Source organism: Variovorax sp. GW821-FHT09B01 (assembly GCF_059418345.1).
In genome coordinates, this window is sequence record NZ_JBWKPQ010000013.1 from 76993 (window position 1) to 89992 (window position 13000).

The 13000-nt window shown below is 61.8% G+C and carries 13 protein-coding genes; all 13 read left to right on the top strand.

The genetic code is table 11. The annotated features are described in order from the left end of the window. The first annotated feature begins 41 nt into the window (after positions 1 to 41). Positions 42 to 1289: a TolC family protein gene (locus tag AC07RV_RS29120; protein WP_296781331.1), complete on the top strand. Its 1248-nt coding sequence runs from the start codon at positions 42 to 44 to the stop codon at positions 1287 to 1289. Then, positions 1270 to 2058, top strand: coding sequence for a phosphatase PAP2 family protein (locus AC07RV_RS29125; RefSeq protein ID WP_227472611.1), 789 nt, complete (start codon positions 1270 to 1272; stop codon positions 2056 to 2058). The genes AC07RV_RS29120 and AC07RV_RS29125 overlap by 20 nt, the downstream gene beginning before the upstream one ends. Then, positions 2055 to 3728: a phosphoethanolamine transferase gene (locus AC07RV_RS29130; RefSeq protein WP_003056147.1), complete on the top strand. Its 1674-nt coding sequence runs from the start codon at positions 2055 to 2057 to the stop codon at positions 3726 to 3728. The genes AC07RV_RS29125 and AC07RV_RS29130 overlap by 4 nt, the downstream gene beginning before the upstream one ends. An 11-nt stretch (positions 3729 to 3739) precedes the next feature. After that, complete coding sequence (locus AC07RV_RS29135) at positions 3740 to 4162, top strand: diacylglycerol kinase (protein ID WP_012204569.1); 423 nt, start codon at positions 3740 to 3742, stop codon at positions 4160 to 4162. Between the two features lie 42 nt (positions 4163 to 4204). After that, entirely contained in the window at positions 4205 to 5119 is a 915-nt protein-coding gene (locus tag AC07RV_RS29140) for a LysR family transcriptional regulator (protein ID WP_012204568.1), read from the top strand. Positions 5120 to 5144: 25 nt separating this feature from the next. Further along, complete coding sequence (locus tag AC07RV_RS29145; protein WP_003056142.1) at positions 5145 to 5372, top strand: EexN family lipoprotein; 228 nt, start codon at positions 5145 to 5147, stop codon at positions 5370 to 5372. A 216-nt stretch (positions 5373 to 5588) separates the two neighbouring features. Beyond that, a complete protein-coding gene (locus AC07RV_RS29150) occupies positions 5589 to 7598 on the top strand; it encodes a conjugal transfer protein TraG (protein WP_043371996.1) in 2010 nt (669 codons plus the stop codon). Further along, positions 7595 to 8059, top strand: coding sequence for a ribbon-helix-helix protein, CopG family (locus AC07RV_RS29155; RefSeq protein ID WP_003056139.1), 465 nt, complete (start codon positions 7595 to 7597; stop codon positions 8057 to 8059). The genes AC07RV_RS29150 and AC07RV_RS29155 overlap by 4 nt, the downstream gene beginning before the upstream one ends. Beyond that, positions 8056 to 9105 (top strand): P-type conjugative transfer ATPase TrbB, encoded by a 1050-nt coding sequence (trbB, locus tag AC07RV_RS29160; protein ID WP_043371999.1) that lies wholly within the window; start codon positions 8056 to 8058, stop codon positions 9103 to 9105. The genes AC07RV_RS29155 and trbB overlap by 4 nt, the downstream gene beginning before the upstream one ends. Next, positions 9102 to 9488, top strand: coding sequence for a TrbC/VirB2 family type IV secretion system protein (locus tag AC07RV_RS29165; protein WP_003056137.1), 387 nt, complete (start codon positions 9102 to 9104; stop codon positions 9486 to 9488). Before trbB ends, AC07RV_RS29165 begins: the two co-directional genes overlap by 4 nt. Then, positions 9485 to 9757 carry a VirB3 family type IV secretion system protein gene (locus tag AC07RV_RS29170; protein WP_003056130.1) on the top strand — a complete coding sequence of 91 codons (273 nt, stop codon included), beginning with the start codon at positions 9485 to 9487 and terminating at the stop codon, positions 9755 to 9757. Before AC07RV_RS29165 ends, AC07RV_RS29170 begins: the two co-directional genes overlap by 4 nt. Before the next feature lie 14 nt (positions 9758 to 9771). After that, on the top strand, positions 9772 to 12243 hold the full coding sequence (gene trbE, locus AC07RV_RS29175) for a conjugal transfer protein TrbE (protein WP_043372001.1): 2472 nt from the start codon (positions 9772 to 9774) through the stop codon (positions 12241 to 12243). Then, the gene (trbJ, locus tag AC07RV_RS29180; protein ID WP_003056124.1) at positions 12240 to 12995 is read left to right on the top strand and encodes a P-type conjugative transfer protein TrbJ; all 756 of its coding nucleotides are present in this window, start codon (positions 12240 to 12242) and stop codon (positions 12993 to 12995) included. Before trbE ends, trbJ begins: the two co-directional genes overlap by 4 nt. Positions 12996 to 13000 lie beyond the last annotated feature (5 nt).

Below are 13000 nucleotides of genomic sequence, written 5' to 3' on the forward strand. Positions count from 1 at the left end.
AAAACAAAGGATGCAGCCTGGTACTACCGACTGGTGCCGTCATGGTGGCTATCGCGGCTTTGACATTTCATCCCGCGCAAGCGCGCGCCGATGATCTTTCGTGGCTGCCTGCGCAGGCGCAAGTCGAAGCGGCGATAAAAATCCAGCCGGTCGTGAATGCCGCAGCCGCTCGCTTGGACGCGGCGGCCGCCACGCAAAGCGCCCTTGAAGCCGGTAGCCACGAATTTGAACTCAGTAGTGGCCTACAACGTCGCAACGTGACCAACGAAGCGCGTCGCTACAACGAATGGGAAATCCAGCTCAGCCGTGCTGTTCGCTTGCCAAACAAGGCGCGTATAGATCGGGACATCGGCAGCCGCACCCGTAGGATGGCCGATATGCGCCTTGAAGATGCCGAGCACCAAATGGCAAGGCGACTGTTGGAAGTCTGGGCCGGATGGCTGCGCAGTTTCGTCGTAGCCGACGAGATGCAAGCTCAGGAAAAGTTGCTTAGACGTGAGCAGGAAGCAATGGCCCGCCGCGTGGCCCTGGGCGATGCAGCGCAGCGGGACAGCGACGTTCTGCAAGCCGAACGCGCGATGCTTGCAGCCCAGGTTAGCGCTGCGCGCGACGCAGAACGGGCAGCACGACAAACGATGGTGATCGAGTTCCCGGGCATTGAGACTCCCGCGCGGCCATCCACGCTGCCAGATCCCGATCCTTTGCCGGGCGGGGTACAGGAGTGGCTGGCGCGAATTGTGCGACAAAGCGTCGAAATCGGCATTGCCGATGGAGAGGCAGCGCGCCTTGCCAAGGTGGCCGAGCGAGCTCGCGCCAACCGCACGCCCGACCCCACAGTCGGGGTACGGATGATGTCTGAACGCGGTGGGACGGAACGTGTCATTGGCGTTGTCCTGACGGTGCCATTTGGCACTGACTATCGCAGTGCAATGGCTGCCACGGAAAGCGCCAACGCAGCTGCCGCAGAGGCAGAGGCGCTCGGCGTGCGGCGCGCGGTGGAGCAAAGTGCGTGGGTAGCCGCGCAGGCAGCTGAAAGTAAGCGCACGCAGTGGCAGTCATTCGCGCAGGCGCTGGCCGCGCAGACCACGGCCAGCAACCGCACGCGGCGAGCTTGGGAACTGGGAGAGGCCCCCTTGGCCGAATACCTCTTGACGTTGCGAAACCTGCGCCAGACACGCCTCGGTGAGGCACAGGCTCGCATCGATGCGCTGCAAGCGTCAGCACTGGTGCGTATCGATGCGCATGCGCTGTGGCATTCGAAGGGGGCACATGCCGATGCCCCTCAATGAATCCCGACTACTGGGCAACGCCCCACTATCCAACGCACCATTCGCACCTCGATTCTTAATCACTCATTTAGCGCTACCAGCGGGTGCGGCGCTGATCATCAGCAGTCTATTGATGGATGGCGGTGGGGACTTCTGGGTCGCCGATCATCTCTATCGCTTGCAGGGCAGCCGATGGGCTTTGCGGGATGCCTGGCTAACCAGCAACCTGCTGCATCGTGGTGGGAAGAATCTTTCCACCTTCCTGGCAATTGCGGTTGCAGCAACGTGCATCTGGGCTTGGAGAAAAAAACGTAGCAACAAATGCTCGGCATACCTACGCTGGCCGCTACTGTATCTTTTTTGTGCGTACTTGATCGGGGCACTGACGGTTTCGGCGCTGAAATCGTTCACTAACATGGATTGCCCCTGGAACTTGGTGCGCTATGGCGGAGCGCGAGTGTTTGTGGGCCTGTTTGAAACACGCCCGCCCGGTATGCCGCGCGGTGTGTGCTTTCCCGCAGGGCATGCAAGTGCCGGATATGCATGGGTCAGCCTATATTTCTTTACCTTGATGGTTCGTCCTGCCTGGCGTTGGATGGCCTTGGCTGCAAGTTTGATGATAGGTGCCATCTTTGGATGGACCCAGCAGGTGCGCGGAGCCCACTTCCTTTCCCATGACTTGTGGACGCTCCTGATTTGTTGGGTCGTTGCCTTGGGTCTTTTCATGGTCTGGCAACGCTGGTTTGTTGATGGCTCAGGCGATGTCTATTCATCGGGGTTCCAAGCATGAGAACTTTCAAACAGGCTCTCGGTCTGATGCCGCGATTCAGAACTGCAAACCTCAAGGACCTAAGCCATTGGCGACCACAATGCAGCGTCGAGTGGCTGATCTTGATGACCAGTATTTTCTTTGCACTAGCCTGCAATGGTCTATTTTGGAGTAGCGCCTTAGGCGTCCAGTCCAGCTTACGCATGGGTACATCCGTACTGCTGTTTCTGGTGGGAATTCACAGTCTGCTGTTGAGTTTGGTTGTGTGGCGCTGGAATGCCAAGGTTTTACTTGCGGTGCTTTTTGTTGCCTCTGCCCTCGCAACACATTACATGCGCAGCTTTCATATCTACCTCGATTCGAGCATGTTGCGCAATGTTCTAGCCACAGACTTCAAGGAAAGTCGCGAGCTACTGACGCCTGCATTGATTGCTCCACTAAGCCTACTGGCAGTAGTTCCGATTATTTTTCTTTGGCGAATCCGATTGCTCGGGCGTACTTGGCTGAAAGCAACCGTGTGGCGTATGGGATTGATGCTGTTTTCGACACTGATGATTTCGGGCGGTGTCATGCTGTCATTTCAGGACATGTCCGCACTGATGAGAAATCATCGCGAAGTGCGATACTTGATTACACCGGGAAACTATCTGGTGGGTTTGCCGAAGGCACTGACAGGTTCCTCTATCACGCAGTCCGCCGAAAAAATACCCATTGGAGCTGATGCCGTTGCAACAGTCAGGCCCGAAGGCAGTCGGCCACGTTTATTAGTCTTTGTCGTAGGCGAGACGGCTCGCGCCCAAAACTGGGGATTGAACGGCTATGCACGCGAAACAACGCCTCAATTGACTCAGATGGGTGTGATCAATTTCTCCGACATGCACTCCTGTGGAACTAATACCGAGGTTTCTGTGCCTTGCATGTTCTCGTCCTTTGGTCGCCGAAACTACGATGAAGACAAGATTCGCTCACACCAATCCTTACTGCATGTTCTGGAGCGCGCCGGTATTACCACCTTATGGAGAGATAACCAGTCAGGTTGCAAAGGGGTGTGCGATGGTCTCGAATATCAAAGCCTAGGGAATGCACAAAGTTCCTCTTTATGCGTTGATGGTCGGTGTTTCGATGAGATTTTGCTTGAAGACTTACCAGCTCAGGCTCGCAAAAATCCCGGTGATCGTGTGATTTTTTTGCACCAGCTTGGAAATCATGGCCCCAGCTACTTTCAACGATACCCAGCAGCGTATCGAAAATTCATCCCAACATGCGACACACCGGAAATGGGGAAATGCACCCGCGAACAGATTGTGAATAGCTACGACAACGCTATTCTCTACACAGATCATTTCCTAACCCAAGTCATTAAAAAATTGCAGGGCCTTTCCGACTACGACACAGCTATGATATTCGTCTCGGATCACGGCGAATCCCTGGGCGAGAAGGGACTTTTTCTGCACGGCATGCCTTATGCGATTGCTCCACAAGAGCAGACTCGTGTTCCTTTGGTTATGTGGTTCTCTTCAACGTTTACTCAAAGTCGAGGGCTGAATATTGGCTGTTTGAGTGAGCGAGCCCGCTCTTATGCGAATCACGACGCATTGTTTTCGTCTGTCTTGGGGCTAATGCAGGTTAAAACAAGTGAGTACGATAGGAATTTCGATTTTTTCTTTGGCTGTGATGATAAGAATATATAAGAGTTGTTCTCATGAAAGATAAAAAACACACAATCGCAGCTGATTCCATGTCCGCATTCGAAAATAAACAAAAATCTCGCCGAGGAATATTGAGAATTTGGCATGCGTCCCATTACTCAATTCAGGGATTGCGCGCTGGATGGAATGAGCCGGCCTTTAGACTTGAGTCAGTATTTTCCTTTGTGTTGGTCCCATTGGCCTTCTGGTTGGGGCAGGGATGGGTCGAAGTCGCTCTTCTCTCAGGAAGTATCCTTATTTTGATGATTGTGGAGCTACTCAATACTGCTGTGGAATCGGCGATTGATCGTATTGGCCCTCAATGGCATGAGCTATCAAAGCGTGCAAAGGACATGGGAAGCGCTGCCGTGCTGTTAGCCACTTTGCTGACTGGGGGGGTTTGGCTGTCAGCACTCTGGCAAAGGCTGATTAATTAGCCGCGCAAATGAAATTAGACGAATTAAAGTGGAGTGAGCACAATGGAGCTTCGACATCTTCGCTGCTTTCTCATCGTTGCGGAGGAACTTCATTTCGCTCGCGCCGCTGAACGACTACATATCGACCAATCTCCACTTTCACGCACTATCAAAGAATTAGAAGAGGAACTTGGTGCTCGTTTATTCATTCGTACTACCCGAAGCACTCAACTAACCCGTGCCGGGCGACAGCTTTTGGAGCATGTCCCGCGCATTTTTACCGCATTGGATCAGGCCCGTGATGGCGTCAAGTCGGCCACCAACGGATTTTTAGGCCAGTTACGCATTGCCTTGTCTGATGGTGTAACACCCACACGATTGTCAACTTTGCTGGCGCGATGCCGTGAAGAGGACCCTGAAGTTGAGATGCGTCTGTTTGAGGTGCCGCTCGGGCTGCAGATCAAGGGTTTGCATGAAGATCTGTATGACGTAGGTTTTTCGATGGCAGAGGATGGAGGCGATGGGATCTTGGTCACACCTGCTTGGGAAGATGAACTGATGGTAGCGGTGCCAGCCCGCCATCCCGTGCTCGCCTTCAAACAGGTTCCGCTGAAAGAAGTGCTGCGCTATCCGTTGGCACTGGGCGACCCGGCGGTCTGCGAAGGCCACGCGCGGCAGATCGATCGTTTTCTGCGCAAGCTCGATCAGGAGCCGCTGATTGCGCAGCGCGTGGCAACCTTCGACGTGATGATGACGCTGGTTTCCGCTGGCCTGGCTTTGGGCCTAGCGGGCGAGGCGCATATCGCCTCCAGCCGCGAGCCGGGTGTCGTGGCCCGCCGCTTGGCAGGCAAGCCATACATGCTTACGACCTATCTGCTACGCCGCGATGCGGAGCCGTCCGAGATGCTGGCTCGGTTCATCGAGCGTGTGGCCTTCATTGATTCGGCAGACGGTATCGACGCTGCCGACGATGCCTGAACCATCCGACGAAAGGACTGGAATCATGAACAGAGTGATGCTACTGATGCTGACCGTCGCACTGACCGCATGTGGCTCGTCTCAACCTTCGGAAACCGTGGATTTCCTCGCGGCGCATCCCGAGCGCATCAAGGAGATTCAACGGCAATGCAAGGAAGATCGCACAAAAGTCGGTGATGAACTTTGCCGCCGTGCTGCCGAAGCCGCCAATCGGCGTTTCTTCGGTGACCGACCTGAGCAGAAGTCCAAATAGCTCTGTTGTAGTCGCTTCGCAGCGACAAAGTTCTCGCTGACACCTCACTACGCCGCAACGCGCTCCCGTCTGCGGCGTTTTTATTGCCTTCGCTCCTGCAAGAAATCAGGCTTTTTCGGCCTAAATCCCCGCCATAACGGTCTTTGACCGACCTATGCACACGCCTTGATCCTGATGCACGCGGCACGTTGTTGTGCCGTGATTGGAGGCGGGATCATGCAAGGGACGAACGTGCTGTTCGGTCAGATCGCCGTGGTATTCGGCATCGTGATCGCCGGCGTGTGGGCAGCCACACAATGGACAGCCGCCGCCCTGGGCTATCAGCTACGCCTTGGCTCGCCCTGGTTCGACTTCTTCGGTACGCCGGTCTATCACCCGTGGCGGCTGTTCGAGTGGTGGTTCTTCTTCGATGCCTACGCGCCCAGCGTCTTTGACATCGGCGGCGCCATTGCGGGTGGCAGCGGCCTGGTGGCCGTGCTGGTGGCCATCGGCATGTCGATCTGGCGCTCGCGGCAATCGCGCCTGGTCACGACCTACGGCTCGGCGCGCTGGGCGAACGCGGATGACATTCGCGAGGCCGGTCTCACGCAGCCGGACGGCGTGTTCCTCGGCCAGCACGAACGCCAGTACCTGCGCCACGAAGGTCCGGAACACGTCCTGACCTTCGCACCAACCCGCTCGGGCAAAGGCGTGGGCCTGGTGGTGCCCACCTTGTTGAGCTGGCCCGCGTCCGCCGTCATCCATGACATCAAAGGCGAGAACTGGCAGATCACCGCAGGCTGGCGCTCGCGCTTCTCGCATTGCCTGCTGTTCAACCCGACCGATGCGAAGTCAGCGGCCTACAACCCGCTGCTGGAGGTGCGTCGCGGCGCCCATGAGGTGCGCGACGTGCAGAACATCGCGGACATCCTGGTCGATCCCGAAGGCGCGCTGGAGCGGCGCAACCATTGGGAGAAGACCAGCCATGCTCTGCTGGTCGGCGCCATCCTGCACGTGCTCTATGCGGGCGAGGACAAGACGCTGCGCGGCGTCGCCAACTTCCTCTCCGATCCGGCTTGCCCATTCGAGCTGACGCTGCACCGGATGATGACCACGCCGCATCTCGGCTATGGCCCGCATCCGGTCGTCGCATCGGCGGCGCGCGAAGTGCTCAACAAGTCGGACAACGAGCGTTCCGGCGTGTTGAGCACGGCCATGTCGTTCCTCGGCCTGTACCGCGACCCTACGGTGGCCGAAGTCACGTCGCGTTGCGATTGGCGGATTGCCGACCTGATCGCGGCCGAGCATCCGGTATCGCTGTACCTTGTGGTGCCGCCTTCAGATATTTCGCGGACGAAGCCGCTGATCCGCCTGATCCTCAATCAGATCGGGCGACGGCTGACGGAATCGCTCGATGGCTCCGACGGCATCGAGCGCCGCCACAAGCTGCTGCTGATGCTTGACGAGTTCCCGGCGCTCGGGCGGCTCGACTTCTTCGAGACGGCACTGGCCTTCATGGCGGGCTATGGCATTCGCAGCTTTCTCATCGCGCAGTCGCTCAATCAGATCGACAAGGCGTATGGGCAGAACCATTCGATTCTGGACAACTGCCATGTCCGCGTGACGTTCGCCACCAACGACGAACGCACGGCCAAGCGGATCTCCGAAACGCTGGGCACTGCAACCGAGCTGCGCGCACAGCGCAACTACGCAGGCCACCGGCTCGCGCCGTGGCTGGGCCACCTGATGGTGTCGCGCCAGGAGACCGCGCGCCCACTGCTGACGCCGGGCGAAGTGATGCAGTTACCGCCGGATGAAGCCGTGGTGATGGTGTCCAGCGTGGCGCCGATCAAGGCCAAAAAGCTGCGCTATTACGCGGACACCAATTTCAAGCGGCGCGTGCTGCCGCCGCCCGTGCTTGCGGCCGGACGCTATGCCGACGTTCCGCCCTCGCGAGCCGACGACTGGAGCGGGCTGGCGATTCCCGCCGTGCCTGCCGCAGCGGCCACTGCACCTACTGATGGCCTGGAGCACTTGGGTTCGGCCGACGACGGCGGACCGCGCCGTCAGCCCGAACTTTCCGAAGCCGTCGCCTACGACCCCGAGCTGGCCGCGTCCGCAGCCGACCTCGGGTTGCTCGATGACGATGACGACCTGCCGCTTCCCCTTCCTCGCCAGCTTGACCCGGCCATGCAGCGCACGGCCCGGCTGGCTTCCCTCGACCCCAACGACGGAATCGAGCTATGAGCCACTACCGCCTCAACCTGTTCATCCAGCCGGAGCATGCCAAGCGTCTGGACGAGCTGGCCGCCAAGAAAGGCGTATCGAAATCCAGCATCGTCGCGGCGGCGCTCGCATCGTGGCTGTCGCCCGATGCTGCCGACCAGCGCGAGGCAGCGATTGCCAAGCGGCTTGATCGCCTCTCGCGCCAGGCCGAGCGCATGGAGCGCGACCAGAACATCGCCATCGAAACGCTGGCGCTGTTCATCCGCTATTACCTCACGGTCAGCACGCCAGTTCCCGAGGCGCACCAAGACGCGGCACGCGCACAGGGCAAAGCGCGCTTCGAGCAGTTCGTTGAACAGTTGGGTCGCCACCTGCTGCGCGGTCGAAGCCTGGTGCGCGATGTGGTGGAGGAACTGCACCCCGACCCGGCGCGGATGGATGACGCGGCGGCAGTTGCCGAAGCGCAAGAGCGCGCCTCATGAGCGTCGCACCTTCGTCCTTCGCCACCTCGCTCGACCGCCGCATTCAGATGCTGCGCACGGCGATGGGGCCGCTGATCGCTGCCGCGCTCGAAGACCCGGACGTGGTGGAAGTCATGCTCAATCCTGATCGCACCCTTTGGGTGGATCGGCTTTCATCGGGCCGCGCACCGATGGGCGTGGAGCTGTCCGAGGCGGACGGCGAGCGAATCATCCGCCTTGTCGCCGCCCACGTTGGCGCAGAAGTCCATCGCGGCCAGCCGCTACTGTCCGCCGAACTGCCCGAAACCGGCGAACGCTTCGAGGGTATCTTGCCGCCCGCCGCGCCAGGGCCGGCCTTCGCGCTGCGGAAGCGCGCCATCGGTGTGATTCCGCTGGAGCGGTACGTCATCGACGGGATGATGACCAGCGCGCAGGCGGGCTTTCTCGTTCGTGTCGTGCGCGAGCGGCAGAACGTCCTGATCGCCGGCGCCACCAGCAGCGGCAAGACCACGCTCGCCAATGCGCTGCTGGCCGAGATCGCCGCCACGGGCGACCGCGTGCTGGTGCTCGAAGACACGGTGGAACTGCAATGCGCGGCCCGCGACCACGTTCCGCTGCGCACCCGCGCAGGCGTGGTGTCGATGACCGAGCTTGTGCGCTCGTCCATGCGCCTGCGGCCTGACCGCGTGGTCGTGGGCGAGGTGCGCGGCGCCGAGGCGCTGGATCTCATCAAGGTGTGGGGCACGGGCCATCCGGGTGGCATTGCCACGATCCACGCCGGCTCCGCCCTCGGCGCGCTGCTGCGCCTGGAGCAACTGATTCTCGAAGTGGCGGTGAACCCGCCCCGCGCGCTGATCGCCGAGGCGGTCAACGTGGTGATCCACATCGCCGGGCGCGGACGCAAGCGCCGCATCGAGAGCATCGCCCGCGTCGTCGGCTTCGACGGCGTGGGTTACCGACTGGCGGATGCGATGGACGCGCCGTTTCCCGAGCTGCCGCCACTTCCCGATGCCGCACCCGCTGCGGCGACTTCCCCATCCCTCGACCTTTCTGGAGAACTGCCATGACGCACGTTGATGCTTTCCGTATTTCTGTAAATCCGCTTTCCCGCCGCTCCAGTCCCGCGCGGCTGGATGGCCTGGCCCGCCCGGCCATGCAAGGCTTGATGCTCGCTGCCTTCATGCTGCTGCTTGCGGGCACTGCACAGGCCGCCGGTTCCTCGATGCCGTGGGAAGGCCCGCTGCAATCCATCCTTGAATCCATCCAGGGGCCGGTGGCGCGCATCGTCGCGGTCATCATCATCATCGCCACGGGCCTCGCGCTCGCGTTCGGCGACACGTCGGGCGGCTTTCGCAAGCTGATCCAGATCGTGTTCGGCTTGAGCATCGCCTTCGCCGCGTCCTCGTTCTTCCTGTCGTTCTTCAGCTTCTCGGGCGGGGCCGTCGTATGAGTGCCCCGGACACCTTCGCGGCCGGGTTCGAGGTGCCGCTGCATCGCTCGCTCACCGAGCCGATCCTGCTGGGCGGCGCACCGCGCACCGTGGCGATCGCCAACGGCACCTTGGCCGCCGCTGTCGGGCTAGGCCTGCAACTGTGGATTCCCGGTGTCGTGCTCTGGATCGTCGGCCATTCGCTGGCGATGCGGGGCGCGCGCGTCGATCCGCAGTTCATGGCCGTGTTCGCGCGGCACATCAAGCACCGCCCGCTGCTGGACGTGTAGGGGAGGACGCCGCGATGCTGAACCTCGCCGAATACCGCCAGCGACCGGCCTTGCTCGCCGACTGGCTGCCCTGGGCCGGACTGGTGGCACCGGGCGTCGTCTTGAACAAGGACGGCAGCTTCCAGCGCACGGCGCGCTTTCGTGGCCCCGACCTCGACAGCGCGACGCAAGGCGAGCTGATCGCCACATCGGCGCGCTTGAACAACGCGCTGCGCCGCCTGGGTTCGGGCTGGGCGCTGTTCATCGAAGCCGAGCGCCGGTCTGCCGCCGACTACCCGCACTCCGATTTCCCCGAACCGCTGTCCTGGCTGGTCGATGAAGAACGCCGCGCCGCCTTCGAGGATTCGGGCAACCACTTCGAGAGCGGCTATCACCTGACGCTGGCCTACCTGCCGTCCGAGGAATCCCGTGCTCGGGCCGCGGGCCTGCTGTACGAAAACCGGCCCACCGAAGGCGTGGATTGGCGCGAGCGGCTGCACGCCTTCGTCGCTGAAACGGATCGCATCTTCGACCTGCTCGATGGCGTGATGCCGGAGATCGCCTGGCTTGATGACAGCCAGACGTTGACCTACCTGCATTCGACCGTCTCGACGCGCCGCTACCGCGTCGGCGTTCCCGAAGTGCCGTTCCACATCGACGCGCTGCTGACCGATTCCGCGCTGGTCGGTGGCCTGGCGCCGATGCTGGGCGACCAGCACCTGCGCGTGGTGTCGGTGCGCGGTTTCCCGACCTCGACCTGGCCGGGGATTCTGGACGACCTCAACCGCCTGGGCTTCGCGTATCGCTGGAGTACGCGCTTTCTGTGCCTCGACAAAGCCGAGGCGGAAAAAGAACTCGCCCGACTGCGCCGCCAGTGGTTTGCGAAAAGGAAGAACGTCATCGCGTTGCTGCGCGAGACGATCTTCCAGCAGGAAAGCCCGCTGGTCGATACCGACGCCAACAACAAGGCCGCCGACGCCGATGCTGCCTTGCAGGAGCTGGGCAGCGATCAGGTCGCCTTCGGCTACCTGACGGCGACCGTCACCGTCATGGACGCGGACGCCGCCGTTGCCGACGAGAAGCTGCGCATGGTGGAGCGCGTCATCCAGGGGCGCGGCTTCGTCACCATCCCCGAAACGCTCAACGCCGTGGATGCGTGGCTGTCGTCCATTCCGGGCAACGCATACGCCAATGTCCGCCAGCCCATCGTCTCGACGCTGAACCTGGCGCACATGATGCCGGTGTCGGCGGTATGGGCCGGCCAGGAACGCAATGCGCATCTCGATGGGCCGCCGCTGATCGTCACGCGCACAGACGGCGCCACGCCGTTCCGGCTGGTGACGCACATCGGCGACGTGGGCAACACGCTGGTGGTTGGCCCCATCGGCATGGGCAAGTCGGTGCTGCTGGCGACGATGGCGATGCAGTTCCACCGCTATCGCGGCTCGCGCATCTTCGCCTTCGACATGGGGCGCTCGATCCGCGCGGCCATCCTGGGCATGGGCGGCGAGCACTACGACCTGGGCGCGGACGACGAGATCGCCTTCCAGCCGCTGGCGCGCATCGACCGAGAGGGCTACCGCACCTGGGCCAGCGAATGGGTGGAAGGCCGCCTGCTGCACGAAGGCGCGGCCGTCGGCCCGGACGAGAAGGCGGCCATCTGGTCTGCGCTGGGGAGCCTGGCCAGCGCGCCGGTGGAGCAGCGCACGCTCACGGGCCTGACGGCCTTGCTGCAATCGAACACCTTGCGCCAGGCACTCGCGCCCTACGTCCTGGGCGGCGCGCACGGCAGGCTGCTGGATGCCGACCACGACCGCCTCGGCACATCCGACGTGCAGGCGTTCGAGATGGAGGAGCTGATGCACAGCAAGGCTGCTGTGCTCGCGGTGCTGCGCTACCTGTTCGCGCGCTTCGAGGAGCGGCTGGATGGTGCGCCCACGCTGCTGATCCTCGATGAAGCCTGGCTGTTCCTCGATGACCCGGTGTTTGCGGCGCGCATCCGCCAGTGGCTCAAGACGCTGCGCAAGAAGAACGTCAGTGTCATCTTCGCCACGCAGTCGCTCGCGGACGTGAAGGATTCGGCCATCGCGCCGGCCATCATCGAAAGCTGCGCGAGCCGGATTTTCTTGCCGAACCCGCAAGCGACCGAACCGCAGATTCGCGCGATCTACGAGGGCTTCGGCCTCAACAGCCGGCAGATCGAGATCGTCGCCACCGCGCAGCCCAAGCGCGACTACTACTACCAATCCCGCCTCGGCAACCGCGTGTTCGACCTCGACCTGGGGCCGGCGACGCTGGCCTTCGCGGGTGCTTCCACGCCGCAAGACCAGCGCGCCATTGATGAGGTTCTTGGCCGCGTGCCGCAGGACGCCGGCGTGCCCGGCTTCGCGGGCGCCTGGCTGCGCCATCGCGGCCTCGATTGGGCGGCCGACCTGCTGCCCTCGTTCCCCGGCTACGCGCCGGGTTCCCTCCGTACCGCTGACCACCCCCAGGAGAACCAACTATGAAATTGCATACCCCCAAGCTCGCCGCGTTGACCGCCGCCTGCGTGCTCGCATTCGGCATCGCGCAACCCGCCCACGCCTTGTTCGGCGTCGGCGACATCGTGCTCGACCCGACCAATCTGGTGCAGAACACGCTCACCGCCGTTCGCACGCTGGAGCAGATCAATAACCAGATCCAGCAACTCCAGCACGAAGCGCAGATGCTCATCAACCAGGCGCGCAACCTGGCCAGCCTGCCGTCCAGCGTGGTCGGCCAGTTGCGCGCGAACCTGGCGACCACCCAGCGACTGATCGCGCAGGCCAAGGGCTTGGCCTACGAAGTGACAAGCATCGACCGCGAATTCGTGCGCCTGTATCCCGAGAAGTACGCCGCCACGGTGAGCGGCAATCAGATGTACCTCGATGCGCAGGAGCGTTGGAAGAACACGCTCAACGGCCTGCAAACGACCATGCAGATGCAGGCCCAGGCGTCGCAGAACCTGAGCGACGACGAAAGCGTGCTGGCCGACCTCGTGGGCAAGAGCCAGTCGGCCGAGGGCGCGCTGCAAGCGATGCAGGCCATGAACCAGTTGCTGGCCTTGCAGGCCAAGCAGTCGATCCAGACGCAGCGGCTCCAGATCACGCAAGACCGCGCGGCCTCGCTGGAACTGGCGCGGCAGGCGGCGGCCACGGAGCGCGGGCGCGAAGTGACGCGCCGCTTCCTGGGCGAAGGCACGCCGTACACGCCGCAGCCCGTCAATTTCTACAACCGCTGACGGAG

What these genes read in the sequence shown, in the direction of transcription:
- AC07RV_RS29120 (WP_296781331.1), top strand. Translation starts at nt 42, where the DNA reads ATGGTGGCTATCGCGGCTTTGACATTTCATCCCGCGCAAGCGCGCGCC.
- AC07RV_RS29125 (WP_227472611.1), top strand. Translation starts at nt 1,270, where the DNA reads ATGCCGATGCCCCTCAATGAATCCCGACTACTGGGCAACGCCCCACTA.
- AC07RV_RS29130 (WP_003056147.1), top strand. Translation starts at nt 2,055, where the DNA reads ATGAGAACTTTCAAACAGGCTCTCGGTCTGATGCCGCGATTCAGAACT.
- AC07RV_RS29135 (WP_012204569.1), top strand. Translation starts at nt 3,740, where the DNA reads ATGAAAGATAAAAAACACACAATCGCAGCTGATTCCATGTCCGCATTC.
- AC07RV_RS29140 (WP_012204568.1), top strand. Translation starts at nt 4,205, where the DNA reads ATGGAGCTTCGACATCTTCGCTGCTTTCTCATCGTTGCGGAGGAACTT.
- AC07RV_RS29145 (WP_003056142.1), top strand. Translation starts at nt 5,145, where the DNA reads ATGAACAGAGTGATGCTACTGATGCTGACCGTCGCACTGACCGCATGT.
- AC07RV_RS29150 (WP_043371996.1), top strand. Translation starts at nt 5,589, where the DNA reads ATGCAAGGGACGAACGTGCTGTTCGGTCAGATCGCCGTGGTATTCGGC.
- AC07RV_RS29155 (WP_003056139.1), top strand. Translation starts at nt 7,595, where the DNA reads ATGAGCCACTACCGCCTCAACCTGTTCATCCAGCCGGAGCATGCCAAG.
- trbB (WP_043371999.1), top strand. Translation starts at nt 8,056, where the DNA reads ATGAGCGTCGCACCTTCGTCCTTCGCCACCTCGCTCGACCGCCGCATT.
- AC07RV_RS29165 (WP_003056137.1), top strand. Translation starts at nt 9,102, where the DNA reads ATGACGCACGTTGATGCTTTCCGTATTTCTGTAAATCCGCTTTCCCGC.
- AC07RV_RS29170 (WP_003056130.1), top strand. Translation starts at nt 9,485, where the DNA reads ATGAGTGCCCCGGACACCTTCGCGGCCGGGTTCGAGGTGCCGCTGCAT.
- trbE (WP_043372001.1), top strand. Translation starts at nt 9,772, where the DNA reads ATGCTGAACCTCGCCGAATACCGCCAGCGACCGGCCTTGCTCGCCGAC.
- trbJ (WP_003056124.1), top strand. Translation starts at nt 12,240, where the DNA reads ATGAAATTGCATACCCCCAAGCTCGCCGCGTTGACCGCCGCCTGCGTG.